Annotated in this window: 24 protein-coding genes; 8 read left to right on the forward strand and 16 right to left on the reverse strand. The window is 60.5% G+C overall.

Annotated features, from left to right (window positions below; translation table 11 throughout):
* Nucleotides 1–199 precede the first annotated feature (199 nt).
* From ACYVDM_RS05850 to purU, 6 genes are all read left to right on the forward strand, one after another.
* Nucleotides 200–1,414, forward strand: coding sequence for an MFS transporter (locus tag ACYVDM_RS05850; RefSeq protein WP_415789501.1), 1,215 nt, complete (start codon nt 200–202; stop codon nt 1,412–1,414).
* Entirely contained in the window at nt 1,411–2,064 is a 654-nt protein-coding gene (locus tag ACYVDM_RS05855; RefSeq protein ID WP_460475323.1) for a gamma-glutamylcyclotransferase, read from the forward strand. Before ACYVDM_RS05850 ends, ACYVDM_RS05855 begins: the two co-directional genes overlap by 4 nt.
* 66 nt (nt 2,065–2,130) lie before the next feature.
* Nucleotides 2,131–2,763 carry a pyridoxamine 5'-phosphate oxidase gene (gene pdxH, locus ACYVDM_RS05860; protein WP_415789503.1) on the forward strand — a complete coding sequence of 211 codons (633 nt, stop codon included), beginning with the start codon at nt 2,131–2,133 and terminating at the stop codon, nt 2,761–2,763.
* A 38-nt stretch (nt 2,764–2,801) separates the two neighbouring features.
* Complete coding sequence (locus tag ACYVDM_RS05865) at nt 2,802–3,314, forward strand: flavin reductase family protein (protein WP_415789505.1); 513 nt, start codon at nt 2,802–2,804, stop codon at nt 3,312–3,314.
* A 13-nt stretch (nt 3,315–3,327) separates the two neighbouring features.
* Nucleotides 3,328–4,437, forward strand: coding sequence for an NAD(P)/FAD-dependent oxidoreductase (locus ACYVDM_RS05870; RefSeq protein WP_415789507.1), 1,110 nt, complete (start codon nt 3,328–3,330; stop codon nt 4,435–4,437).
* Nucleotides 4,438–4,462: 25 nt separating this feature from the next.
* Nucleotides 4,463–5,317 (forward strand): formyltetrahydrofolate deformylase, encoded by an 855-nt coding sequence (gene purU, locus ACYVDM_RS05875; protein WP_415789509.1) that lies wholly within the window; start codon nt 4,463–4,465, stop codon nt 5,315–5,317.
* Nucleotides 5,318–5,385: 68 nt separating this feature from the next.
* On the opposite strand, the gene ACYVDM_RS05880 is transcribed toward purU, so the two are convergent.
* From ACYVDM_RS05880 to ACYVDM_RS05930, 11 genes are all read right to left on the reverse strand, one after another.
* On the reverse strand, nt 5,386–6,324 hold the full coding sequence (locus ACYVDM_RS05880; protein WP_415789511.1) for a sugar kinase: 939 nt from the start codon (nt 6,322–6,324) through the stop codon (nt 5,386–5,388).
* A complete protein-coding gene (locus ACYVDM_RS05885; protein WP_415789513.1) occupies nt 6,308–6,949 on the reverse strand; it encodes a bifunctional 4-hydroxy-2-oxoglutarate aldolase/2-dehydro-3-deoxy-phosphogluconate aldolase in 642 nt (213 codons plus the stop codon). Before ACYVDM_RS05885 ends, ACYVDM_RS05880 begins: the two co-directional genes overlap by 17 nt.
* 113 nt (nt 6,950–7,062) lie before the next feature.
* The gene (locus ACYVDM_RS05890) at nt 7,063–7,839 is read right to left on the reverse strand and encodes an SDR family oxidoreductase (RefSeq protein ID WP_415789659.1); all 777 of its coding nucleotides are present in this window, start codon (nt 7,837–7,839) and stop codon (nt 7,063–7,065) included.
* 75 nt (nt 7,840–7,914) lie between these two features.
* Nucleotides 7,915–8,760, reverse strand: a complete 846-nt coding sequence (locus tag ACYVDM_RS05895) for a fumarylacetoacetate hydrolase family protein (RefSeq protein WP_415789515.1) — start codon at nt 8,758–8,760, stop codon at nt 7,915–7,917.
* Nucleotides 8,761–8,794: 34 nt separating this feature from the next.
* Complete coding sequence (locus ACYVDM_RS05900) at nt 8,795–9,529, reverse strand: SDR family oxidoreductase (protein WP_415789517.1); 735 nt, start codon at nt 9,527–9,529, stop codon at nt 8,795–8,797.
* A gap of 68 nt (nt 9,530–9,597) precedes the next feature.
* Nucleotides 9,598–10,620, reverse strand: a complete 1,023-nt coding sequence (locus tag ACYVDM_RS05905) for a TRAP transporter substrate-binding protein (RefSeq protein ID WP_415789519.1) — start codon at nt 10,618–10,620, stop codon at nt 9,598–9,600.
* A gap of 145 nt (nt 10,621–10,765) precedes the next feature.
* Entirely contained in the window at nt 10,766–12,043 is a 1,278-nt protein-coding gene (locus ACYVDM_RS05910; protein ID WP_415789521.1) for a TRAP transporter large permease subunit, read from the reverse strand.
* Nucleotides 12,043–12,567 (reverse strand): TRAP transporter small permease, encoded by a 525-nt coding sequence (locus tag ACYVDM_RS05915; RefSeq protein WP_415789523.1) that lies wholly within the window; start codon nt 12,565–12,567, stop codon nt 12,043–12,045. Before ACYVDM_RS05915 ends, ACYVDM_RS05910 begins: the two co-directional genes overlap by 1 nt.
* Nucleotides 12,568–12,673: 106 nt before the next feature.
* Nucleotides 12,674–13,840: a fumarylacetoacetate hydrolase family protein gene (locus tag ACYVDM_RS05920; RefSeq protein ID WP_415789661.1), complete on the reverse strand. Its 1,167-nt coding sequence runs from the start codon at nt 13,838–13,840 to the stop codon at nt 12,674–12,676.
* Nucleotides 13,841–13,847: 7 nt separating this feature from the next.
* Nucleotides 13,848–14,594, reverse strand: coding sequence for a FadR/GntR family transcriptional regulator (locus ACYVDM_RS05925; RefSeq protein WP_415789525.1), 747 nt, complete (start codon nt 14,592–14,594; stop codon nt 13,848–13,850).
* Nucleotides 14,595–14,638: 44 nt separating this feature from the next.
* On the reverse strand, nt 14,639–16,078 hold the full coding sequence (locus ACYVDM_RS05930; RefSeq protein WP_415789527.1) for an FAD-binding oxidoreductase: 1,440 nt from the start codon (nt 16,076–16,078) through the stop codon (nt 14,639–14,641).
* Between the two features lie 191 nt (nt 16,079–16,269).
* Between ACYVDM_RS05930 and denD the strand changes: the two genes are divergently transcribed.
* Together denD and ACYVDM_RS05940 are read left to right on the forward strand one after the other, a co-directional pair.
* Nucleotides 16,270–17,256, forward strand: coding sequence for a D-erythronate dehydrogenase (gene denD, locus ACYVDM_RS05935; protein WP_415789529.1), 987 nt, complete (start codon nt 16,270–16,272; stop codon nt 17,254–17,256).
* A 9-nt stretch (nt 17,257–17,265) separates the two neighbouring features.
* A complete protein-coding gene (locus ACYVDM_RS05940) occupies nt 17,266–19,053 on the forward strand; it encodes an IlvD/Edd family dehydratase (RefSeq protein WP_415789531.1) in 1,788 nt (595 codons plus the stop codon).
* Nucleotides 19,054–19,066: 13 nt separating this feature from the next.
* On the opposite strand, the gene ACYVDM_RS05945 is transcribed toward ACYVDM_RS05940, so the two are convergent.
* Genes ACYVDM_RS05945 through ACYVDM_RS05965 form a run of 5 tightly spaced genes read right to left on the reverse strand, consistent with a single transcriptional unit; the run spans nt 19,067 to nt 24,816 of the window.
* Nucleotides 19,067–20,281: an MFS transporter gene (locus ACYVDM_RS05945; protein ID WP_460475324.1), complete on the reverse strand. Its 1,215-nt coding sequence runs from the start codon at nt 20,279–20,281 to the stop codon at nt 19,067–19,069.
* Nucleotides 20,278–21,036: a GntR family transcriptional regulator gene (locus ACYVDM_RS05950; protein WP_415789535.1), complete on the reverse strand. Its 759-nt coding sequence runs from the start codon at nt 21,034–21,036 to the stop codon at nt 20,278–20,280. Before ACYVDM_RS05950 ends, ACYVDM_RS05945 begins: the two co-directional genes overlap by 4 nt.
* A complete protein-coding gene (locus ACYVDM_RS05955) occupies nt 21,033–22,223 on the reverse strand; it encodes a CaiB/BaiF CoA transferase family protein (RefSeq protein WP_415789537.1) in 1,191 nt (396 codons plus the stop codon). The genes ACYVDM_RS05950 and ACYVDM_RS05955 overlap by 4 nt, the downstream gene beginning before the upstream one ends.
* On the reverse strand, nt 22,220–23,374 hold the full coding sequence (locus ACYVDM_RS05960) for an acyl-CoA dehydrogenase family protein (RefSeq protein WP_415789539.1): 1,155 nt from the start codon (nt 23,372–23,374) through the stop codon (nt 22,220–22,222). Before ACYVDM_RS05960 ends, ACYVDM_RS05955 begins: the two co-directional genes overlap by 4 nt.
* Before the next feature lie 41 nt (nt 23,375–23,415).
* On the reverse strand, nt 23,416–24,816 hold the full coding sequence (locus tag ACYVDM_RS05965) for an MmgE/PrpD family protein (protein ID WP_415789541.1): 1,401 nt from the start codon (nt 24,814–24,816) through the stop codon (nt 23,416–23,418).
* Between the last annotated feature and the right edge of the window lie 2 nt (nt 24,817–24,818).

Below are 24,818 nucleotides of genomic sequence, written 5' to 3' on the forward strand. Positions count from 1 at the left end.
TGGCGATCGGTACCGACACCTGGCAACGCCACAACTTCTGTGATCTATCAATTAATTCACGCCAGTTAGGTACTAACCCCATCGTTACGTGACGGATTGAGGCTATCTGACTCGGCGCCCAGCGCGTATCTCAATATCGGCCGTTGACTCGACACTGTGCGGACTTAGGGCCAAAATCAAAGAAGTTACTGCCGCATCAGTGTCAAATTCATCGCCTTCCCCCTCGCCTTCCCCTCACGCGACGGAATTTTCCGGAGCCGGTCTACTGTGCGTGGTTGCCATGCTCAACCATTTCGCGTTGACCGGCGGGCGCATCACCGTATCGCTAACTGCCCTGCATCTGGGGCTATCTACGTTCACTGTCGGGTGTTTAGTGGCGGTCTTCGCCGTTCTCCCCATGTTGATGTCGGTGCGTGTCGGCCAATGGATTGATCGCGTGGGCGTACGTCGCCCCCTCACGCTGGGCAATATACTGGTAGTGACGGGCACCCTGCTGCCGTTCATTATTCAGAACCAGATCAGCCTGCTCATCGCCTCCTGCAGTATTGGCATCGGCTTCATGCTGCACCAAGTCGCCACCCAGGATGTCCTGGGACAGGCCCAGCCCAAACGCCGGCTGCGCAATTTTTCCTGGCTGTCGCTCACGATGGCAGGCTCCGGCTTTAGCGGTCCGCTCGTGGCGGGCCTGGCCATCGACAATCTGGGTTCACAGCTAGCCTTCGGCATCCTTAGCCTGGGGCCCTTGCTGGCGCTGGCGGGACTACGCCGACTACAGCCTGCCTTGCGCGAAGTCGACCAGGCACTCGACCCTGGGGCGCGGCAAGCCGTACGCCGGCGAGCCACCGAACTGCTGCAGGTCCCGCCGCTGCGCCGCATTCTGATGGTCAATACCATTTTCTCGGGCGCCTGGGATACGCACCTGTTCGTCGTCCCGCTGTTCGGCGTCGCCATCGGCCTGAGCGCCACCACGATCGGCACCGTACTTGCTGCCTTCGCGCTGGGAACTTTCCTGATTAGACTGGCACTACCCTTTATCCAGACCCGCGTTCGATCCTGGACATTAGTTCGCACCGCCATGGTCATCACGGCCATCGATTTCCTGCTGTACCCGATGTTCCGCGACATTAGCGTCTTGATATCGCTCTCTTTCGTTTTGGGGCTGGCCCTGGGGTGCTGCCAACCGAGTATGCTGTCGCTATTGCACCAACATACGCCGCACGGACGTGCCGCCGAGGCCGTCGGCCTTCGTCTGGCGCTCATCAATGCCTCGCAGGTTTCCCTGCCATTGACCTTTGGTGCGTTGGGTGCGGTAATTGGTATCGCTCCCTTGTTTTGGGCCTACGCCGCCGCCATCACCGCGGGCGGCTGGGTCAACCGCCATCCCCCGCAAGACGTTGAAACGCCCGCGCCGTGACTTTGCCAACGCCCTCTTCCCCCCTGACCTCGCCCGCCCCTCCCTTTCGCCTCTGGACGCCAGAAGAGCGGCGCGCCTCCCTCGAAGAGGCGCTGACGCACTGGCGCCACGGCGAGGACGTCTGGGTCTATGGGTACGGCTCGTTGATCTGGCGCCCCGAATTCGACTTTCTGGAACGCCGGCTGGCCACCTTGCACGGACATCATCGTGCCCTCTGTCTCTGGTCGCGCGTCAATCGCGGCACCCCCGAATGCCCCGGGCTGGTGTTTGGACTGGACAGGGGCGGCTCGTGCCGCGGCGTCGTGTATCGTCTGGCTGGCAATGCCGTCCCCGATTTTTTTCCCGCCCTCTGGCGACGCGAGATGTCCACGGGCGCCTACCTGCCGCGCTGGCTCAATTGCTCGACCGAGCAGGGCCCCGTCCGCGCGCTGGTTTTCATCATGAACCGCGACAACCCCGCCTACATCCCTGCCCTGCCCGAAGCCGAATTACTGGCCGTCATCCGACGGGCCTCCGGCACCTACGGCCCCTGCACCGAGTACGTGATAGAAACCGCCAATGCACTGCGCTCGGCCGGTATTCGCGACGCCAGCCTCGACCGCATTACGCGACTGCTGAAAGAACAAACCAACTTACTGCCGGACAACTGATCGTTCTCCGACGAAGGCGGTAAACTGGGGGTTACCCGATTTTTACGTGCCGACTCCACGCCGTCCATGCCTGTCTCCGATCTGCGCCAAAGCTACGAAAAAAACGTTCTGCTCGAGGAAACGGCAGCCGCCTCTCCCATCGAGCAGTTCCGCCTGTGGTTTGACGAGGCGCTGGCCGCCAAAGTCCCCGAACCCAACGCCATGACCCTGGCCACCGTGGACAGCGCCGGCCAGCCGTCGGCGCGCACTGTGCTGATCAAGGGCTATGACGCGCGGGGTTTTGTGTTCTTTACCAATTACGCGTCGCGCAAGGGTCACGACCTGCAAGTCAACCCGCGCGCCGCCCTGCTGTTTTTCTGGCAGCCGCTAGAACGCCAGGTGCGTATCGAAGGCCTGATCGAAAAAGTCGCCCCCGAAGAATCCGACGCGTATTTTCATAGCCGTCCATTGGGCTCGCGCCTGGGCGCCTGGGCCTCCGAGCAAAGCCAGCCCGTCACTCGGGCGGAACTCGAGGCCCGCGAACAGACCTTCCGCGACCGCTATGGCGACCAACCGCCCAGGCCTCCGCACTGGGGAGGTTACCGTCTCGTGCCGACCGTATTCGAATTCTGGCAAGGCCGTCCTTCACGGCTTCATGACCGGCTGCGTTATCTCCCCGACAGCCAAGGTGGCTGGATCATCGACCGACTCTCGCCATGAGCGGGGGGGCCGAGGCCCATCTGCCATTATCTGCCTGCATGCTCAACACTGACCCTTCCTTTGACGCGCGCTATTTCCGTACCGCGCTCGGCCGCTTCGCCACTGGCGTCACCGTCGTCACCACGGCGGCGCCCGATGGCGCACCCATCGGGCTGACGGTCAGTTCGTTCAATTCCGTCTCGCTGGACCCACCCCTGGTATTGTGGAGCTTGTCGCTGCGATCGAGCTCGCTCGAGATCTTCGAACACTGTGATCGCTACGTGGTCAACGTGTTGTCCGCCAGCCAGATCGCACTGGCCCGACGCTTTGCCACAGGTAATACGCGCGAGCGCTTTAACGGACTGGCGCACGGGCAAAGCGCCCACGGCACCCCCATGCTGGACGCACAAAGCGCCGCCTGGTTTGAGTGCCGTAACCGCAGCCGCTATATCGAAGGCGATCACATCATCATGGTCGGCGAGGTCGAGCACTGCGGCCACTCCAGCGAGGCACCGCTCGTTTTTCATGCTGGCGGCTTTGAACTGACGCCGCCTCACAAGAACTCCCAATAAATCTGATCGAATCATGAGTACAGATATCGACTGCATCGTCGTCGGCGCTGGCGTAGTAGGCCTGGCCGTGGCGCGCGCGCTGGCCTTGCAAGGCCGAGAAGTCCTGCTGGCAGAGGCCACGGAAGGCATCGGCACCGGCACCAGCTCCCGCAACTCCGAAGTCATTCATGCCGGCATCTACTACCCTGCCGGCAGCCTCAAAGCGCAGTTGTGCGTGCGTGGCAAACACATGCTGTACGAGTACTGCGCCGCGCGCGGGGTGCCCCATCAGCGACTGGGCAAACTGATCGTCGCCACCACGGACGACGAAGCCCGCCTGCTCGACGGCATTGCCGAACGCGCCCGCGCCAATGGCGTGGATGATATGCGCAAGCTCAGCGGGGCCGAGGCCACCGCGCTCGAACCCTCCCTACGTTGCACGGCCGCCCTGCTGTCTCCCTCGACCGGCATCGTCGACAGTCATGCTCTGATGCTCGCCTACCAGGGAGATGCCGAAAACGCAGGCGCGCAATGTGTGTTTCATACGCCCATGCTGTCGGCACGCGTGCGCCCCGAGGGCGGCTTCGACGTTGAATTCGGCGGCGACGAAGCCATGAGCCTGTCGTGCAACGTGCTGATCAACGCCTCGGGCATTCACGCGCCCACGCTGGCCCACCGTATCGAAGGCCTGCCGCAGGCCAGCATTCCCACTGAATATCTGTGCAAGGGCAGCTACTTCACCCTGACGGGCCGGGCGCCGTTCTCGCACCTGATCTACCCCGTTCCGCAACACGCCGGCCTGGGCGTACACCTGACGCTGGATTTGGGTGGACAAGCTAAATTCGGGCCGGATACCGAATGGATCCCGCAAGAAGACTACACGCTGGAGCCCAGCCGCGCCGAGGTATTCTATGATGCCGTGCGCTCCTATTGGCCCGCCTTGCCCGACGGCGCGCTGGCCCCTGGCTATACGGGAATCCGACCTAAAATCTCAGGTCCTACCGAGCCTGCCGCGGACTTCCTGATCGCCGGCCCAGCGGTGCATGGCGTGGCAGGCCTCGTGAATCTGTTCGGGATCGAATCCCCGGGCCTGACTGCCAGTCTGGCCCTCGCCGACGAAACCCTGGCTCGCCTGTCTTCCTAAGCTACTATTTTTGCGTTTTCGGATCATGCCCCACAACGACCACATCCTGACCCTGTCCTGCCCCGACCGTACTGGCATCGTCTATCGCGTCAGTGGTCTGCTGTTTAAGTTGGGCTGCAATATCCTGGACTCCCAGCAATTCGGCGATGACGAAAGCGGGCGCTTCTTTCTGCGCGTGCACTTTGACCTGCCCAGCGCCGTCGAGGTAGACAGCCTGCGCGAACAATTCACCGAAGTAGCCGAGGGTCTCGGCATGGAATGGCAAATACATGATGCACGCCGCAAATCTCGTCTGCTGATCATGGTCAGCAAGCAGGGACACTGTTTGAACGACCTGTTGTTCCGAGTGCAGAGTGGACAGTTGCACGCCGAGATCGCCGCTATTGTTTCGAATCACAATGACTATGCAGGTCTGGCGGCGTCCTACGGTATTCCCTTTCATCACCTGCCCGTCACCCCCGACACCAAAGCCCAACAAGAAAAACAAATCTTGAGCCTGGTCGAATCGGAGCAGATCGATCTGGTGGTGCTGGCGCGCTACATGCAAATTTTGTCGCAAGACATGTGTGAGGCGCTCAATGGCCGCGCCATCAATATCCACCACAGCTTCTTGCCCAGTTTCAAGGGCGCACGCCCCTATCATCAGGCGCATGCGCGCGGCGTCAAGATCATTGGCGCCACGGCCCACTACGTGACGTCGGCCCTCGACGAAGGTCCGATCATCGAACAAGACATCGAGCGCGTGGATCACACCATGACCGCCCAGGACCTGACGCAAGTCGGCAGCGATGTCGAGTCCCTGGTGCTGGCGCGCGCCGTACGCAGCCACGTCGAACATCGTATTGTGCTCAACCGCAACAAGACAGTGGTATTTCGCTAGCAGGCTGTTGCGATCATGACGCGGCCGGGGCGGCGAAACACCGCTGTCCTGACACCCCGACGGTGTGCTTAACCTCGCTGCAACAGCGCCTTGACCTGATCGGGTCGCGGCAACGGATCCACTGCCCCGTATCCCATCGTCGACAAACCCGCCGCGGCATTGGCATAGTGGCAGGCAGGCAACCAGTCATCGCCTGCACAAATGCGGGCCAACAGGTTCCCGGCAAAACAATCGCCGGCCCCGGTGGCATCCACCGACTGCACGCTGTGCGGCATGATCGACGTGCGCGTGCGCCCGTCATCCAGAATCACACCCTTGCTACCCATTTTCAGTGCCACCACGGCCTGGCCGTTCAGCGCTCGGATCCAATCCAGCATCGCGTCAGCTTGATCCAAGCCCGTCAACAGCGCCATATCGTCCCACCCCGGTAAAAACACATCGCACTGCGTGATGGCTTCGCGCAAAATGGCACGTGCGCGGGACATCGGCCATAGGCGCGTGCGCAGGTTGGCATCCAGACACGACTGCCTCCCAGCGTCTCGCGCGCGCTGCATGGCCGCAAAGACGGTATCGCAAGCACTAACACTAATGGCAAGGCTGATGCCCGATACATGCAGATAGCGTGATCGCTCGACCAAGCCGTGTTGCAGGTCGGACGGTTGCATGCGCGCAGCTGCTGACTGATGCCTCGCGTAGCTGAAGCGATGACCGTCCTGGGTATGCTGCACGAAATACAGGCCGTTGTTCGCCTGTTCATCGCACAACATTCCCGACACATCCACGCCTTCGTCTCGCCAGGTTTGCAGCAACAACTCGCCGAAATCGTCATTGCCCCCGTAACGTCCCAAATAGGCCGTGCGCGCCCCCGCTCGCGCCGCCGCGATAATCACATTAGAAGTATCGCCACCCAAGCCCTGACGATATGTCGGCTCGCCCGGCACGGTCTGGTTGAACTCAATCAGTGCCTCGCCCAACCCGACCACATCGAAATCATGCGTGCTTGCCATGGGCCGCCTCCCGAATGCTGCGTACGCTTGCCAACAAGCCGTCGGTATCACGCGCTGCGAGGGCTTTTTTGTCATAGAGCGACGAACCGATGCCGACAAAACTGGCCCCCGCCTGGAAGTAATCGTGCATATTTTTCGCCGACAGGCCCCCTGTGGGGCAGAACACGGTGGACGAAAAAACGGCACGTAACGCCGCCAGATGCGCCGGGCCACCCGTATCAGCGGGAAAAATCTTGACCACGTCGGCCTCTGCACGGATGGCGGCCATCACCTCGCTGGGGGTGAATGCGCCCACCAAACATAGCTTGCCGGCCTCGTGTGCGGGCGCCACCATATCGGTCGCTAATCCGGGCGATACCAGAAAATCGGCGCCGGCATTCAGTACGGCGCGCGCCTGGTCCGCATTCATCAAGGTTCCCACGCCCAGCAAAATCGATGTCCCGTGTTGTTTGCGCAAGGTCTGCAACACATCGAGTACATCGGGGATGGTCCAGGTCAATTCGATGGCCTCAAAGCCCGCGCGTACGGCAATGTCGGCCGCATAGAGGGCCGTCTCGGCATCGGTATAACGCAGGACGGGTACGACGCGCGTTTGGATCAACTGGGTCGTCAGGGGGTTGGTCATTTTGTGCATTCCGTAAAAAGGCGGGTATCGCTCTTTGGCTGGTTGTCTCTATTAACGCGTCCCTGCCGGGCGCCTGGCCTTGGCTTTTTTGTCTTTGTGGACACGCATGGGGTTTATACGCTGGCGGTCATGCCGCCGTCCACGAATAGGGTGTGGCCGTTCACGAAGGATGAGGCGTCACTGGCGAGGAAGACGGCGGCACCGATTAGTTCGGTGGGGTCTCCCCAGCGTCCTGCGGGCGTGCGTTGGCTCAGCCATTGTGTGAACTCAGGATTGTCCACTAGAGGTTGGGTCAGTTCGGTACGGAAATATCCTGGCGCAATGGCGTTGACTTGCAGGCCGTGTCGTGCCCAATCGGTCGCCATGCCTCGGGTGAGATTGCGTACCGCGCCCTTGGTCGCCGCATAGGGGGCAATGCCGGGGCGCGCCAGCTCGCTTTGTACGGAGGCGATGTTGATGATCTTGCCTCTGCCACGCGTGATCATGTGCGTGGCGACCGGCTTGCTGACGTAAAAGAGACTGCTGACGTTGGTACGCATCAGGGCGTCCCACTGGTCTAGTGGAAACTGGTCCAGCGGCGCACGATGTTGCATGCCCGCATTGTTGACCAAGATGTCGATCGGGCCGAATTCCGACTCGGCGTGATCGACACCAATCTGCGCCGCGACGGGATCGGTCACATCAAAGGGCAGCGCGTACGCTGACAGCCCATCGGTGCGCAGGCGCTGCACGGCCTCGTCCAGCCGGACGACATTGCGCGCGTTCATGACCACGGTGGCGCCGTGCTGGGCAAGCCCTCGGGCCAATGTATAGCCCAAGCCTTGGCTGGCACCAGTGATCAGCACGCGGCGGCGCGACAGGTCGAACAAGCGAGACGTCACCGGTCCCATCGAGGACATGGTCCCCTCTGCCGTCGCGGGTGCTGTCGATTTGATCGATGGCCCAGATGCCATGCAAGCCCCCCATTAGTCGTCGGCGCGCACCGATTGTCGCTGTGTGCCCAAGCCGTCGATACCCAGTTCGACCACATCACCGGCTTTCAGATACTGGGGCGGTTTCATGCCCATGCCGACGCCCGGTGGCGTGCCGGTGGAAATGACATCCCCCGGCTGCAACGACATAAACTGGCTCAAGTAGGACACCAAGTGCGCCACGTCGAAGATCATGGTGCGGGTAGATCCGTTTTGACGGGTGTCGCCATTGACTTTTAACCACATCGCCAATTGACCTGGGTCGGCGACTTCATCTCTTGTCACCAGCCACGGACCGATCGGGCCGAACGTATCGCAAGACTTGCCCTTGGTCCATTGGCCCTGACGCTCGATCTGAAATGCGCGCTCACTGACGTCATGCACCACGCAGTAGCCCGCCACGTAATCCAGTGCTTCTTCGCGCGACACGTATTTGGCGGTCTTGCCAATCACCACACCCAACTCGACTTCCCAGTCCGTTTTCTCGGATCCGCGCGGAATACGCAAGACGTCGTCCGGGCCGCAGATGGCAGAGGTGGCTTTCATGAAAATGATGGGTTCGCTGGGCGGCTGTGCACCCGTCTCCGCCGCATGATCTGAATAATTCAGGCCAATGCAGATGAACTTGCCGACCTGGCCGACACACGGTCCCAAGCGCACACCGGCGGGCGCCTGCGGCAAGCTGTTCACATCCAGACCACGCAGGGTTTGCAACGACGTATCGTCCAATACTGCACCCGCGATATCGGTGACATGTCCCGATAGGTCACGCACGACGCCTTGCGCATCGACTACACCCGGCTTTTCTTGGCCTGCCTGGCCGAATCTCACCAATTTCATAAAAACGCTCCTGTTTAGTCTGAATCGTAAACGCTCAACCGACCCAACCGCCATCGATGATATGCGCCTGTCCCGTGGTGTACTGTGCGCCCGCCACATAGACCACCAAGTCGGCAATTTCATCCGCCGTACCCAGGCGACCCATGGGCTGGCGGGCAATGAACGCGGCACGTGCCGCGTCATAGTCGCCTTGCGCACGCATGCGCTCCTGTAGCGAGGGACTGTCGACGGTACCGGGGCAGATCGCATTGCAACGTATGCCGCGAGCCACATAGTCGGCCGCGATCGATTTGGTCAGCCCCACCACGGCCGCCTTGGTGATGCCATAGGCGCACCGATTCGGCACCCCCTTGACCGAGCCCGCGACCGACGCCATGTTGACGATACTCCCGGCACCCCGCTCCAGCATCCCCGGCAATACGGCCTGCACCGTTCGTACCATAGCGCGCACATTCAAATCAAACGCCACGTCGAGATCGCTGTCCGCCATCTCCAGCACGGCCCCCGACTGCACAATGCCGGCGCAATTAAACAACACGTCGATGCGGCCAATACGCTCGACCAAGCCCCGGATCGCCGCGTTATCCCGCACGTCCAGCACATGCGTAAACATGCCGGGCTGTGCGGATAAATCCTGCAACGCTTGTGTGTCGATATCCGTCGCATGGACCGTGGCGCCCGCCCGGGCGAACGCCAGCGCCGATGCACGTCCTATCCCTTGTCCCGCGGCTGTTGCCAATACCACTTGGCCCTGCAAATGTCCTGTCATGGTAAGCCCTCTCGCATGAAATCCATGGCCCGGCCCGGTCTTACCGGTCGTCCGGGCCTGCCTCGGAATCAGGAACCGCTTTTCGCACGCAGATCGGCGAGCTCTTTTTGCACACGATCCACCACATCGGCGCCAATGGTGGCCTTGTGCTGTTCGTACACGACCTGTACCTTCTCGCGCATCCGTTTTTGCTCCTCGGGGCTCACCTGGTTGACCTTCAGGCCGGCTTCCTTGATTTTGTCCAGGGACTTGTCGTTCATGGCTCGAATCACTTTGCGCTCTTCTTGGCCACCCAATACGGCACACTCGCGCAGCGCGGCCTTTTCATCATCGGAGTAGCCCGCCCAGAGGGGTTTGGAGAACAACACCAGGAAAGGCGTGTAGGCGTGATTCGTCACCGAGATGAATTTCTGGACTTCGTAGAACTTCGACGTGTCGATGGTCACGAATGGATTTTCCTGGCCATCAATGGCGCCGGTTTCCAACGCGGAGAAAACTTCACCGAACGCCATGGGCGTCGCATTCGCTCCCATCGTGCGGAATGTATCCAGGAAGATATTGTTCTGCATGACGCGCAGTTTCAGGTCGCCGAAGTCTTCCCATTTATTCACGGCGTGCTTAGAATTGCTCAGGTTGCGAAAACCATTTTCCCAGTACGCCAGATTAACCACCCCTGCGGCGTCCAGCTTTTCGTTGATGAATTTGCCAAACTCGCCGTCCATGACGGCGTCGGCCTCTTTTTCATTGCTGAACAAAAACGGCAAATCGAAGACACCTAACGCGGGCACCAGTCCAACTAGCGGGGATGACGAGGTGATAACCGCCTCTTGTGTCCCCGAACGCAGTGCTTGCGTCGCTTGCAAATCATCGCCCAGTGAGCTGCTCCAGTACGCCGTGATCTTCATCTTGCCACCGGATTTATCCTGTAGGCACTGATTAAAGACCTTGACGCCATTGCCCACGGGATGGTCCTGAGCAAGCCCGTTGGACAAACGAATATTGCGCGACTTGAAATCACCCGCGGCGGATGCGGGGAGCGTGGCCCCCACACCGAGCGTGGCCATCACGACGGCCAATGCTAGTTTCTTCATTTGTATCTCCTCATCTGATTGGTGAAAGCTGACGTTTGACGTCGAGCCGTAAGCTGCGAGCTTGAAGAAAAGGCGAGTCTTATTGCTCGCTACGCACCACAATCTGCGATCGGTCGCCAGGCGGTAATACCGCATGGCGCCGAACTCAATACAGCCACTGCATGGGAACGGTGATCAGTTCCGGAAATATCACAAACAAAACCAGCAACACCGTGTAGGCCAGCAAGAACGGCATCACGCCCCACACGACACGGCCCAACGGCACCCGCGCCACACTGCTGACCACATTGAGGACCACGCCCACCGGCGGCGTCAGGAGCCCGATGCAGTTATTCATCACGAACATGACGCCGAAGTACACGGGATCGATCCCCGCCAATTTCACGATGGGTAACAACACAGGCGTCAAGATCAAAATGGTCGGAGTCAGATCCAGCGCCGTACCCACGACCATCACGAGCACCATGATGACGAACATCAGCATCTTGGGATGATCGATCAACGGTTCGATCAGCCCCTTGAGCTCACCCGGGATGTCCGCGGCGGTGATCAGCCAGGCCGACACCATGGCGGCCGCCACCAAGAACATCACGACGGCGGTGGTTTTCCCTGATTTCAGGAATACCTCATACAGATCGCGGATCTTGAGTTCGCGATAAACGAACATCCCCACAAACCACGCATACACGGCCGCCACGACGGCAGCTTCCGTGGGCGTCACGACGCCCATCCGTATGCCACCCAGAATAATCACCGGCATACCCAGCGCCCATGCACCGCGTCCCGTGGCTTGCAGACGCTGTTTCATCGTTTGTTTAGGCAGCGGCTTGATATCCGACTTGCGTACCAGCCATAGCCACATCGCAACCAGCGTGAACCCCATCATCAACCCAGGGGCAATACCGGCCATGAAGAGCTTGGAAATCGACACATTGGCTGCGACACCAAACACGATAAATGCCATGGAAGGCGGGATCACCGGCGCGATGATGCCACCCGAGGCGATCAAGCCGGCCGAACGCGGCACGTTGTAGCCGGCCTCACGCATCATGGGGATCAGAATGGCTGCCAGCGCAGCGGTATCTGCCGAGGCCGATCCTGACAAACTCGCCATGATGATGGCGGCCAGGATCGCGACAATCCCCAGGCCGCCCTTGATATGGCCGACGCACGCCAACGCGAAATCAATAATGCGGCGAGACAATCCCCCGGCATTCATCAACTCGCCGGCTAGCAAAAAGAATGGAATCGCCAATAAGGTAAACGTATCGGCGCCCGTGACCATGTTCTGCGCCACAATCTGCGCGTTGAACATATCCATGTGCCACATCAACATCACGCCGCAAAAAATCAACGCGAATGCGACAGGCACACCAATCGCCATGGCCCCGAGTAAAGAACCCACAAAAATCAGCAACGTCATCAGACAACCTCCGCAATCTGGCCGTCTTCACCCACAAAACGGGCGATCTCCTCGTCACTGATTTTCCCGGTGAGCACCTGTATCAATCGAAGGGCCGAGATCACAAAGCACGCCGCCCCCGTGAACAAGCCGATGCCGTAGACCCACGCCAAAGACAACCCCGTGACCGGTGCAAACATCGTCGCGTTGATATCGAACTGCATCTGCGCGCCCCAGAAAAAAATCGCAGAGCAGCCCATGACGACAATGTTGCTTAACGCCATGCAGATCAAACGTCCGCGACGGCTAAGCCGTTGCACCAGGCTTTCGATGCCCATGTGCGACTGCTCGTGGAAAGTCAGCACGGCTCCTACGAAGGTCAGCCATACAAAGCAATAGCGCGATAGTTCCTCAGACACCAAAATGCCGGAGTTGAATCCATAACGCAGCATGACATTTCCGAACACCATGAACACCATGGCCGCCAAAAGCAGCACCATGACGAGGCCCAGAAATTTATAAAATAAATTGGTGACTCCTTGCATACCTGTCTCCTTGATGCTCGCGCTAGGCCAGTCGGCGTGCGCGATGCGTTGAGGTCGTCGTACAGAGCAGAGCGGTGACTGACATGCGTCAGTCAGCCAGATAACGCTACATCATGGGTGTCAACACCCCCCGTTTCACCAGATTGCGCATCAACGCACCCACACCAAATGTCCATTCTGGGCAGGCATCGGACGTGTCGACCTCATTGACCAAACGGCCCAGTTGCGGCGCCGAGATACTGACCCGATCCCCCACCTCATGGGTAAAGCCCTGTCCTGCGCCCCGACGATCCTGCGTGGGGGAAAACATCGTGCCCAGGAACAGAACAGCGCCATCGGGATACTGATGGCAGCGATTCAGTAGCTGGTCGGCCAGATTGCGCGGCGTGCGGCTGATGGCGGACATGGCGCTGACGCCTTGCATATGAAAACCGTCCGGCCCTTGCACATCCAGGGAGACCTCCAACTGACCGATCGACGTCAACGTGAAATCATCGTCCAACAGGCGAATAAACGGACCCAGCGCGCAAGACGCGTTGTTATCCTTGGCCTTGCTTAACAACAGCGCGGACCGCCCTTCGAAATCGCGCAAGTTGACGTCATTGCCCAACGTCGCGCCGACGATACGACCATCCGAAGAGAGGGCGAGCACGACTTCCGGCTCGGGGTTATTCCACTGCGACCCGGGATGGATGCCGATGGCTGCGCCGCAACCAACCGCCGACATGGGCTGCGCCTTCGTGAAAATCTCGGCGTCTGGGCCGATGCCGACCTCCAGGTACTGGGACCACAATCCCATATCCTGGAGCAGCGCCTTGGCCTGGAGCGCCTTTTCAGAGCCTGCCACCAAGCCACGCAAGTTATCGCCCAACACCGGCGCCAGCTTGGCGCGTATCGACTGCGCACGCGAAGGATCGCCCTTGGCTTGCTCTTCGATCACCCGCTCTAGCATGCTGTCGGCAAACGTCACCCCGGCGGCCTTGATAGCCTGGATATCAATCGGGGCCAGCAAATCGCCAGCGGACCCGTCCAGGAAATCCTGCAGTGACCCTAATACCGGCAACTCGTCGTTTTGATCGAACTGCGCCAACAGGTCCGTACGCTCGAGCAACATTGACATGGTGCACGCCACCGCGCTCGCGTCATACACCTGGCCTTGACGTATAAATACGGGACATGGGCCGCCCGCCTGGTTCGACCACACGCGACCGACCAGGCGTGCCTGATCCGCATCATGCGGCACGATATCGGCCACGCTCAATCCGGCAATCATTTTTGACCTATGCATCACAATCTCTCTTTGCGTCATCCGTCGGACTATCCACTTGCAGCCCCAGACGTGAGGCTGCACCTAAAATATGGGCGCGCATGGCCGTGCGGGCCTGCATCATGTCGCCCAAGGCAACGGCATCACGTATCGCCGTATGTTCATCGACCGTGAGTTGCACGATCGTTTCGAGTTCGGCGCGCGCACGGGCGACGGCAATCGTGTTCGCGATTTTCTCGCCAACGAAGCCCACGAACATCGAGTAGTACTCGTTCTGCGTGCCTTGCGCCAAGGCACAATGAAACGCCAGGTCGGCTTGCATCCCTTCGGTCGTCCAGCGCGTATCCATATCACGCATAATGCCGAGCGCATCGTCCAGCCGCTGCAAATCCTCGGCCGTATGATGCAACGCCGCCAGCCCTGCCGCCTCGACCTCCAGCGGCATGCGCAACTGAAATAAACTGCGAAAACTTTCCGGATTCGACAAATCCATGCTGTCGATACGGATCACGGGCCGACGCTGTGTCTCCAGCACGAAGGCGCCCACGCCCTGGCGCGTATCCAGCAGGCCCTCATTGCGCAGTTGTGCAATGGCCTCGCGCACCACCGAACGGCTGACCCCAAAGGTCTTGGCCAGCTCGTGCTCGGTGGGCAGCTTTTCACCGCCTTTCAGACGGCCCGCCGCGATTTCCTGTCCTATCGTCGCAGCGATCTTGGCAGGCAAATGCTCCAAGCGCTGGATCTGTCCAAAATTAACCATCTATTCCTGCTACGTTGTGACAATAAACACCGAGACGACGACCCTCATGTGTCCAGCCGGATCTGACAATTGGGGTTCAACATCAAGTGGGGATCAATCGCCCGCTTGATCGCCACCAGCAAATGACGGCGCGGCTCGCTGAGTCGCGCCTCGAATTCGCCGCGTTTGAGGCGGCCAATGCCATGTTCGGCGCTGATACTGCCGTGAAACTCGTCGATCACAGCGTTAATGCAGTCCTTGGCATCATGGATAATTTGCTCGCGGTCGACGGCATTCGCCGTCACAGGCGGCAGCACATTGATGTGCACGTTGCCGTCGCCGACGTGCCCATACGACAACGTCAGGCACTGGGGAAATGCCTGCCGCAAGCGCTCCTCGGCCTGTTCGACAAATTCGGCCAGACGCGATAGCGACACCGATACGTCCGTACGCAGGTGGGCTCCCCGCTTGGCTTGGCCTTCGTTCATGGCCTCGCGAATCTTCCACAGATTCGCGGCCTGCGCGCGCGACGCGGCCACCACACCGTCATGCATCAGCCCGTCATTCATCACATTTTCGAGAAACTGTTCGAGCAACGCGCGAATATCCACCAGCCCCGAACCCGAGATCTCCATCAGCACGTAGCCGGGATGATCCGCGGCGATGGGCACCGTCAAACTGGGGAGCGCCTCGCGAGCCAGCATTAACGCGGCGGGCGGCATGAACTCGAACGCCGTCATCAGATCGCAGCAGTCGCGTCGCGCACGGCGATAGAGCGCAATAGCGGACTGCAACGAATCCACCCCAAGCAACGCCGTTTCGATCTGCTCGGGACGCGGGTACAGTTTGAGCGACACGGCCGTCACGATGCCCAAGATTCCCTCGGCGCCGATAAACAACTGCTTGACGTCCATGCCACGGTTGTCCTTGCGCAGCGACCCCAGCGCATCCAGGATCGTGCCATCGGGTAACACCACCTCCAGTCCCAGCACCTGATCGCGCGCCATGCCATAGCGCAGCACATTGATGCCACCCGCGTTGGTGCTGATATTGCCGCCAATCTGGCAACTACCCTCGGCGCCCAATGACAACCCCAAAAACAGTCCGGCGTCGTCGGCGGCCTCCTGGATTTGCTGCAGGATGCACCCCGCCTCGACCACGGCGGAAAAATCATCGGGATCCATCTGGCGCACGCGATTCATGCGCTCCAGGCTCAATACCACCTGACGCTGGGGGTCATCCGGCGTGGCGCCCAGCACCAGTCCCGTATTGCCGCCCTGCGGAACCACCGCCAATCCCAAATCGGCGCAAGCCCTGACTGCCTGGGCCACGGCCTGCGTGGAATCCGGACGCAGCACTGCAACGGCGCCCGTCGTGACATCGCCGTGCCAATCGCGGCAGTAACGCTGTTGATCCGCAACATCGGTAATCACCGAGGTCGCGCCCAACCGTCGCACCAATGCCGCCTGCAACTCGGAAATGTCGGGAGCAACGGGCGATGTCATGCGGAATCCTGAAAATTTTGCGTAGGCATGTTTTTACCAGTAGTCAGCTTGTCAGACAACCCTATAATAGGTCGTCAGGTTACTTGGAAGTCGTTAATCTGCCTACTAGAGATCAACCCTAAGCCCTTCACTAACAACACAACAACAAGACCCACAAAGATCGGGTGTGTGGACACCCGGAGGAGACACACATGCATATCGCCATCATTGGCGCAGCAGGAATGGTCGGTCGGAAACTGACGGCGTCGTTGGTACGCGACCCGATGCTCAAACCCCACCACGTCGACCGAATGACGCTCTGGGACGTGCTGCCACCGGAAGCACCGTCGGACTTTCACGGGCGAGTCGATTGCCACGCCGCTGACCTGTCCGAGCCTGGACAGGCGGAGAAGGTGATAGCATCGCGCCCGGATCTGATCGTGCACTTGGCTGCGATCGTGTCGGGCGAGGCCGAGCTGGATTTCGACAAGGGGTATCGGATTAATTTAGACGGGTCGCGGGCGCTGTTCGACGCGATCCGCGTGCAATCGCTGGCCGACGGCTATCACCCCCGTCTTATCTTCGCCTCATCGATTGCCGTGTATGGCGCGCCGCTGCCCTACCCTATCCCCGATGATTATCACCACACGCCGTTGACGAGCTATGGCACGCAAAAAGCCATCAGTGAGCTGCTGCTGGCCGATTACACACGTCGCGGTTTTTTCGAGGGCATAGGCATACGCCTGCCCACCCTGTGCATCCGGCCCGGCAAACCCAACAAGGCCGCATCGGGCTTTTTTTCCAGCATTCTGCGCGAGCCGCTAGTTGGCCAGGAGGCCGTGCTGCCGGTCCCGGAAGACGTGCGTCACTGGCACGCCTCGCCGCGCTCGGCGGTGGGATTCTTGCGTCATGCCGCCACGCTTGATCTGCAGCCGCTCGGACCGCGGCGCAATCTCAATATGCCTGGCGTCAGCGCCACCGTGGGCGAGCAGATAGAGGCGTTGCGCCGTATCGCCGGCGACAAGGCCGTGCGCCTGATTCGACGCGAACCGGATGACATGATCACGCAAATGGTTCAGGGATGGGCGCCGGGGTTCACCGCCCAGCGGGCTCGGCAGCTGGGTTTCACGGCAGAGTCTTCATTCGACGAAATTATTCGCGCACATATCGACGACGAACTGAATGGCCAGTTGCTTTAGGAGCACGCAATGAACAACGGTAAAAAGCCTGTCAAACGACTGCGTTCGCTGGACTGGTTCGACAATCCCGATCATATCGACATGACGGCGTTGTACCTGGAACGCTTCATGAACTATGGCATCACGCCCGAGGAACTGCGCTCAGGCAAGCCGATTATCGGCATTGCCCAAAGCGGCAGCGACCTCGTACCCTGCAACCGGGTGCATCTCGAGTTGGTCAAGCGCGTGCGCGATGGCATTCGCGATGCGGGCGGCATTCCGATTGAGTTTCCCACGCATCCATTGTTTGAAAACTGCAAGCGCCCCACCGCCGCGCTGGATCGCAACCTGGCCTACTTGGGACTGGTGGAAATCCTGTACGGCTACCCCATCGACGGCGTCGTGCTGACCACCGGTTGCGACAAGACCACACCCTCTGCGCTGATGGCCGCCTCGACGGTCGACATCCCCGCCATCGTCCTGTCCGGCGGCCCCATGCTGGATGGCTGGCATGACAATGAACTGGTGGGGTCCGGCACGGTCATCTGGCGCTCGCGCCGCAAGCTCGCGGCGGGGGAAATCAACGAGGCGCAATTCATGCAGGCGGCACTGGACTCTGCCCCGTCGGTGGGACACTGCAACACCATGGGCACCGCATCCACGATGAACGCAATGGCCGAAGCCCTAGGTATGTCGCTCACGGGCTGTGCGGCGATTCCGGCCGCGTATCGCGAACGCGGCCAGATGGCCTATCGCACCGGTCGACGCGCCGTCGAACTGGTGATCGATGACATCAAACCGTCGGACATCATGACGCGTGCGGCGTTCCTCAACGCGATACGCGTGAATACGGCCCTGGGCGGATCGACAAATGCGCAACCTCACTTGATGGCAATGGCGCGTCATGCCGGCGTGGAACTCCCGCTGGATGATTGGCAACGCGAGGGCTATGACCTGCCGCTATTGGCCAACGTGCAGCCGGCGGGTAAGTATCTGGGCGAGCGCTTTCATCGCGCGGGCGGTGTGCCGGCCATCATGTGGGAACTGCTGCAACAAGGCAAACTGGATGGAGACTGCCCCACCGTTACCGGCCAGACCGTGCGCGAAAACCTGCAAGACCGCGAAAGCACTGACCGCGACGTGATCTTCCCGTACGCCGCCCCCGTGAAAGAACGCGCCGGTTTTCTGGTACTCAAGGGCAATTTGTTTGACTTCGCCATCATGAAGACCAGCGTCATTTCTCCGGAATTCCGTCAACGGTATTTGAGCGAGCCGGGCCGCGAAGGGGTCTTTGAGTGCCGGGCGATCGTGTTTGACGGATCCGAGGACTATCACCGCCGCATTAATGATCCTGACTTGAATATCGACGAACACTGCATGCTGGTCATTCGCGGCGCCGGTCCGATTGGCTGGCCGGGTTCGGCAGAGGTGGTGAACATGCAACCGCCCGATGCCCTATTGCGGCGTGGGATATCCAGCCTGCCAACGCTGGGCGATGGCAGGCAATCGGGCACGGCCGATAGCCCTTCCATTCTGAATGCCTCTCCCGAAAGCGCGGCAGGCGGGGGATTGTCGTGGCTGCGTACGGGTGACATCGTGCGCATCGATCTGAATCAAGGGCAGTGCGATGCGCTCGTCGACGACGCGGAAATCTCGCGTCGCCAGCAACACGACGGCATTCCCGCCGTGCCGCCCGATGCCACGCCCTGGCAAATGATTTATCGGCAGCGCGTGGGGTCGCTGGCAGAGGGTGCCGTGCTGGAAGACACGTTGCCATTCCGCCAGATTGCTAAACGGATGCCGCGGCATAATCACTGAGCTCGGGCTGGCGTCAGGAGGCAGGGGTCGTGGATTTCTGAGGGGCGAAAAGGTTGCGCCGCGTGAACAACAGCGTGCCAAAGAGCAGTGCAGGAATCGCGATCAGAATAAAGGCGATGCGATAGCTGTCAAACAGCGACGCGACCACCCCGAACAGGGCCGGCCCCAAGACCACGCCAAAGAACGTGCACGTCAGGGCGCCACCCGTGGCCAGGCTGGTTTTGCCAGCCGGCGCCTGACGCGCCACCTCTGCCAGATAGACGCCATTCCAGCCGACCGCCGCCGCGCCCAATATCATCAAGGCCAGCGCCACCAGCGGTACGGGCGCGTTGGCCGGCAACAAGGCCAGCCCAATCGTGCCCACGCCCATCAACAGCGCCAGGCTAAACAACATGCCCACGGCCCCGAGATAACGGTCCGCGCACCACCCCCATAAAATGCGTCCGACAACGCCGGCGACCTGACCCAGCGATAACATTGCCCCTGCCGCAATCAGGGTATAGGCCAGGCCGTCGTGCAAATACGTGACGACATAGGCGCTGAACGACCACTGTACCGCCGAAAAACAAAACGACGCCGCCGCCAGGAGCGTCAACGATCGCCGCGAAAAAATCAGCATCAACGGCGCGCGCAAGTCGCCTAGTCCCGCCCGGCGATCCGGCTTGCGATCCGCATCCAGTTCGTCGCGTACGACCTGGGCCAGCAGCGCGCACAGCAGACACGCCAGCGCCGTTACCAGCAAGACCCCATGCCAGCCGATCGTCATTTCCAGTTTGGGCGCCAATAACCCGGCCAGCACGCCGCCTAGCGGCACGCCGGTCTGCTTAATGGAAAACACCAACGATAGTCGACGGGCCGATGTCGTTTGAATCAGTAAGTGCGAGCTGGCGGGCGTGATCGGCCCATAACCCAGACCCAGCAACAGGGCGCCTCCGGCCAGCGCGACCCAGTGACCTAGCATACTGAGCAGCAACCCCACCGCGCACAAGACCAATCCCCACTGACTCGCCCGAATCGCTCCCTGCCGTTGGACCCAACCGCCCGCCATCAGGCTGCCCAGCATCGCCCCGACATAGATCAGGGAAACATAGACGCCGATCAACTCGGCCGGCACGCCGGTGCTGGCGCCGATCACCGGCGCCAGCACCGGCACGACCAATGCGGCGGCCGCCACCAGCGCCTGCACCGTCAGCGTAATCGCCAACGTTCCCGCTCCGGAAATTTTCACGCGGGCACCTGCCAGTCTCGCCGGAACGACTCGCGATAGCTAAAACGATCCGCGGGATGCACACTGACAGCGAACTCGATCAGTGAATCACGTGCATCCAGGTAACGACGTTCCAGTCGCAACCCTGCGGAACCCGGCTTGGATCCCAGGCGCGACGCCGTCGCCTTGTCGAGCACGACCCCACGGATTTCCTGATGCACCGTCCGGATCTGCAGGTCGAACTGCTCTTCCAACACCGCATACACTGCCTTGGTCATTCGGCCGCTGATGCCTGTCACGGCCCGAAATGGCGGGGCAATGTAGGTATCTGTCAGGCAAATCGGCGCATCATGCGCCTCGGTATAGCGTAGCCCCCAAACATGCAGCCACACCTCTCCGGGCGACGCATCCAGCGTATCCGCCAGTTCGCTGTCGACATTGATCAACGCCTGGCCCTCGATTTCCAACGAGGTTTCGTAGGCGTACTGCCGCAGGTCGGTGATTCCCGACATGGTCTGCGTGTACTGCGTGACCGGTGCGTCGGTCAAGACGCGACTGCCGACACCAGCCTGACGCGTCACCATGCCCCTCAGTACCAGTTGCTTGATCGCCTCGCGCACCGTAAAGCGCGATACGCCAAACTGGTCACAGAGCTCAAACTCGGTGGGCAATAAACCGCCCACCGGATAGCGACCGGAACGGATCTCATTGATCAGCGTCGTGGCCAGCTGCAGATATCGCGGACGGCCACCCGGTGCTTCGATTTTTACAGTCATAACACAGCATTCTTCCTCAGCCTGGCAATCTGGTCGGGCCCGTATCCCGCCTGCGCCAGTAGATCTTCTGTATCCACGCCCATGGCAGGCGCCGCTCGCGCCAACGGGACCTCGCCGGGACAACGGATAGGCGAGGCGACGCTCCTGATCGGACGCCCGTCGGCATCGTAGGCATCCAGCAGACATTCCCGCGCCTGGACGAAGGGGGTATCAAGCGCTTGCGCTACATCATAAACCGGCGCCGCGGGCACGCGGCCGGCAAAGCGTGTCATCCAGTGTTCGGTCGACGCTGTCATGAAGACGGCCTCGAGCTCCTGATTGAAGCTTTCGCGATGTTGCAGACGATCCTTGAAGCTGCGGTAGTTCGGATTTTCGGCCCATTCGGGATGATCCATGGCTTGCGCGAGCAGGGGCCAGAATTTTTCCTTGTTACACATAATGAAAATCCAGCCGTCTGCCGTACGGTACAACTGGCTTGGCACCAGCGAGGGATGACCGGAGCGAGGCGCTCGCCCTGTGGTGTGGCCGCCGTTCAGATACCAGGTGGCCACATAACCCAGCGTGTGCAAGGCGACATCAAACAAACTGACATCCACATCGCGCCCGACGCCACTCTGGCGCGCGCCCAGGACCGCCGAGACCAGGCCCAGCGCGGCGGTCGTGCCCGTCATCAAGTCGACCACAGACAAGCCAAAGCGCGACGGCGGCCCGTCCGGCTCGCCCGTCAGCGAGAGGTAACCCGTCTCGGCCTGCATCAGGTAGTCGTATCCCGGCCAACTGGCGCGCTCCCCCTCTCGGCCATAGGCGGAAAGATGCACGCAGACGATATCCTGACGGACCTCGCGCAGGGCTTCGTACGTTAGTCCCAGCTTTCCCGGCAAATCGCCGCGCAAGTTGTTGAATACGGCATCCGCTTCCCGACACAGATCATGAAGCACCTGCCGACCCTCATCATGCTTTAGATTCAGTGTGACGCTTTTCTTGTTGCGGTTGAAAGCTTGATAGAAATGGCTATCTCCGGGTCCAAAATAATGCGGCCCGACCGCACGCCCCACATCCCCGCCATCGTGCGGATTTTCTATCTTGATGACCTCGGCACCGAGGTCGGCCAGATGCTGCGTGCCAAACGGCCCTGCCCCATATTGCTCTACCGAAACAATGCGCAACCCTGTCAACGGCAAGCTCATATACGGTTCCTCTGCACCAATTGCTTGGAAATGATGATCCGCTGCATTTCATTGGTCCCTTCGCCAATGACCAGCAACGGCGCATCGCGATAAAAGCGTTCGACCAGGTATTCCTTCGAATAGCCATATCCGCCGTGGATACGCACGGCCTCCAGGCTATTCTCGACCGCGGTTTCCGTCGCAAAAAGCTTGGCCATGCCCGCCTCCATATCGCAACGCTCACCCCGGTCGTAGGCCTCGGCCGCGCGCAAGGTCAATAGGCGCGAGGCCTCGGTGCGCGTCGCCATATCACCCAGCTTGGTCTGAATGGCCTGATGCTCACAAATAGGCTTGCCGAACGTCTTGCGCTGCTGAGCGTACTTCACCGCCTCCCGCAGGGCCGCCTGCGCCACGCCGACGCCGCGCGCAGCGACATTGATGCGCCCCAGTTCCAGGCCATTCAACACCATTTGCAGCCCACGCCCCTCGACCCCGCCAATCAGCCTGTCTGCCGGAATGCGATAGTCCTCGAACACCAACTCCGTCGAATCGATCCCCTTGTAACCCAGTTTCTCCAACTGGCGGCTCACCGTAAAGCCGGGACCTTTTTCCGCGATGAACAGACTCATGCCTTTGTGGCGCGGCTCGGCTTGAAGGTCGGTTTTCACCAGCAGTGCAAAACAATTGCCGTGGTAGCCATTCGTGATCCACATCTTGGCCCCATTGACGACATAGGCATCACCATCACGACGCGCGACGGTGCGAATGGCCTGCAAGTCCGTTCCGCAATCGGGTTCGGTCAACCCGATGCCGCCGCGCAGCTCACCCGTGGCAAATCGGGGAAGATAGGCTTGCTTCTGCGCCTCGGTGCCGTTGCGCTGCACCGCTGTCGCCATAATCAAATGGGAATTCAAGATGCCCGAAAGCGACATCCATTCTTCCGATATGCGCTCGATGATCTTGGCATACGTTACCGTCGATAAGCCAAGCCCACCATATTCCGGCGCGATCAGGCAGCCGAACAAGCCCATCGCCTTCATCTTCTCGACGATCTCTTCTGGATACGTATCGTCGTGTTCAAGCTGCCACACGTGCGGCCGTACTTCCTGCTCCAGAAAGCGTCCCACCATATCCAGGATCAGTTGCTCCTGGCCGTCATCACGGTCCGTCATGTCGTCCTCTCCTCAGTATGTTGAATGCGTCAGGCGGCGGCTTAAGCCTGCCCCAATTGATCTGCCAGCGCGCGCGCCGAACCTTGCTCCAGCCGCAATACGCTTTGTTCGATGGATTCGGCACGCGCCGCGGAAACTTGACGCAACGCGTTGTCGCGATACTTGCCACGAATGTCTTCTGTTGTCAGGGGCCGGTCTTCCGCACCACGGTTGACGGCCTCGCGCTCACGCAAAATTCGACCGTCATTGAGTTCCACAATGACCTCGCCCGAGTAATGTTTGGGGAACCCGCTGTGCGGATCACATTGATAGTCAGTTATGGCCGCCAACGCCAGCACGGCAGGATCCCGCAACGCGCTCTCCTCTAAGTCGTCCAACGTCAAACCGCCTTTGCACAACGCGGTACCGACCAGATAGGGAATACTGAATTGCGCCTCGTAACTGTTGGCAGGCTTGCGCTTGGCGGCCTCCGGCTCGCAAACGGTCTTGACGACCTCTTGCGGCACCAGCACCGTAATGCGCCGTACCTGTTCCGGCCGCACCCCTTGCGCGTGCAATCGTGTCGCCGCGTCCACGCTGGCATGCGTAAAGTGGCAGGCGGGTAGCGGTTTGACTGACACACGTGGCACCTCCCACTGCTCGCCCAGATCAGCCGACGCCAGGCTCAAGTCGTAGTCAGCGTCCCCAAGATGACTGGCATACAGGCCAAAGCGCCCCTCATAGGCCAAGCGTGTGCCGGTGTAGCCATGCTTGCCAAAGGTCGCGGCAGTGATCCCGCCGTTGGCCGCCCAGCCGGGGTGCATGCGTTTGTTCCACGCGCCGTCGTTCAAGAACTCCAGACTGCCAGACGCGATAGACAGCGCAATGCCCTGAGCATCCACCATCTGTTTTGCATTCAGGCCCAGCAGCCAGCCGGCCGCCAACGTGCAGCCGAACGTACCGATCAGTCCGGTAGGATGAAAACCCACCTGGTGAAAGCCGCCTTTCGCAACCGCGCCCAACCGTGTCGCGACCTCCATGCCCAGCACATAGGCGGCCACCATGTCCGCACCGGATCGATCATCACGCGCGGCCAGCGCCAGTACAGTAGGCAGTACGGAGGCCGTGGCGTGAATCACGCCGCGTGCGTGCGTGTCGTCGTAATCCAAGCCGTGCACCAGCACCCCATTGAGCAGCGCCGCATTACGCGGGTCCATCCTGACGGACGTGCCGATCACGATGCTATCGCCGCCTCCATCCAACTCACCGACGGCGGCCATCGCTCGTCGCGCAAAGTCGTAGCCATGCGAGGCCAGGGCAATACCAATCGAGTCCAGCATCAGCAAGCGCGCGCGCTCGCGGACCTCGGCGGGAATGCGTTCGGCCTTGAAGCCAGCGGCGTAATCCGCCAGCAATTCGGATAATGCTTGCCCGACCACGGGCGTATCGACATTGTCTTTCATAA

This window comes from Bordetella tumulicola, assembly GCF_054779135.1.

Coding starts and splice junctions, on each gene's coding strand:
- ACYVDM_RS05890 (WP_415789659.1), bottom strand. CDS start 7,839: ATGGGACCGGTGACGTCTCGCTTGTTCGACCTGTCGCGCCGCCGCGTG.
- ACYVDM_RS05870 (WP_415789507.1), top strand. CDS start 3,328: ATGAGTACAGATATCGACTGCATCGTCGTCGGCGCTGGCGTAGTAGGC.
- ACYVDM_RS05910 (WP_415789521.1), bottom strand. CDS start 12,043: ATGACGTTGCTGATTTTTGTGGGTTCTTTACTCGGGGCCATGGCGATT.
- ACYVDM_RS05955 (WP_415789537.1), bottom strand. CDS start 22,223: ATGAGCTTGCCGTTGACAGGGTTGCGCATTGTTTCGGTAGAGCAATAT.
- ACYVDM_RS05915 (WP_415789523.1), bottom strand. CDS start 12,567: ATGCAAGGAGTCACCAATTTATTTTATAAATTTCTGGGCCTCGTCATG.
- ACYVDM_RS05940 (WP_415789531.1), top strand. CDS start 17,266: ATGAACAACGGTAAAAAGCCTGTCAAACGACTGCGTTCGCTGGACTGG.
- ACYVDM_RS05905 (WP_415789519.1), bottom strand. CDS start 10,620: ATGAAGAAACTAGCATTGGCCGTCGTGATGGCCACGCTCGGTGTGGGG.
- ACYVDM_RS05925 (WP_415789525.1), bottom strand. CDS start 14,594: ATGGTTAATTTTGGACAGATCCAGCGCTTGGAGCATTTGCCTGCCAAG.
- ACYVDM_RS05900 (WP_415789517.1), bottom strand. CDS start 9,529: ATGACAGGACATTTGCAGGGCCAAGTGGTATTGGCAACAGCCGCGGGA.
- ACYVDM_RS05965 (WP_415789541.1), bottom strand. CDS start 24,816: ATGAAAGACAATGTCGATACGCCCGTGGTCGGGCAAGCATTATCCGAA.
- ACYVDM_RS05880 (WP_415789511.1), bottom strand. CDS start 6,324: ATGGCAAGCACGCATGATTTCGATGTGGTCGGGTTGGGCGAGGCACTG.
- purU (WP_415789509.1), top strand. CDS start 4,463: ATGCCCCACAACGACCACATCCTGACCCTGTCCTGCCCCGACCGTACT.
- ACYVDM_RS05930 (WP_415789527.1), bottom strand. CDS start 16,078: ATGACATCGCCCGTTGCTCCCGACATTTCCGAGTTGCAGGCGGCATTG.
- ACYVDM_RS05960 (WP_415789539.1), bottom strand. CDS start 23,374: ATGACGGACCGTGATGACGGCCAGGAGCAACTGATCCTGGATATGGTG.
- ACYVDM_RS05920 (WP_415789661.1), bottom strand. CDS start 13,840: ATGATTGCCGGATTGAGCGTGGCCGATATCGTGCCGCATGATGCGGAT.
- denD (WP_415789529.1), top strand. CDS start 16,270: ATGCATATCGCCATCATTGGCGCAGCAGGAATGGTCGGTCGGAAACTG.
- ACYVDM_RS05950 (WP_415789535.1), bottom strand. CDS start 21,036: ATGACTGTAAAAATCGAAGCACCGGGTGGCCGTCCGCGATATCTGCAG.
- ACYVDM_RS05865 (WP_415789505.1), top strand. CDS start 2,802: ATGCTCAACACTGACCCTTCCTTTGACGCGCGCTATTTCCGTACCGCG.
- pdxH (WP_415789503.1), top strand. CDS start 2,131: ATGCCTGTCTCCGATCTGCGCCAAAGCTACGAAAAAAACGTTCTGCTC.
- ACYVDM_RS05895 (WP_415789515.1), bottom strand. CDS start 8,760: ATGAAATTGGTGAGATTCGGCCAGGCAGGCCAAGAAAAGCCGGGTGTA.
- ACYVDM_RS05885 (WP_415789513.1), bottom strand. CDS start 6,949: ATGACCAACCCCCTGACGACCCAGTTGATCCAAACGCGCGTCGTACCC.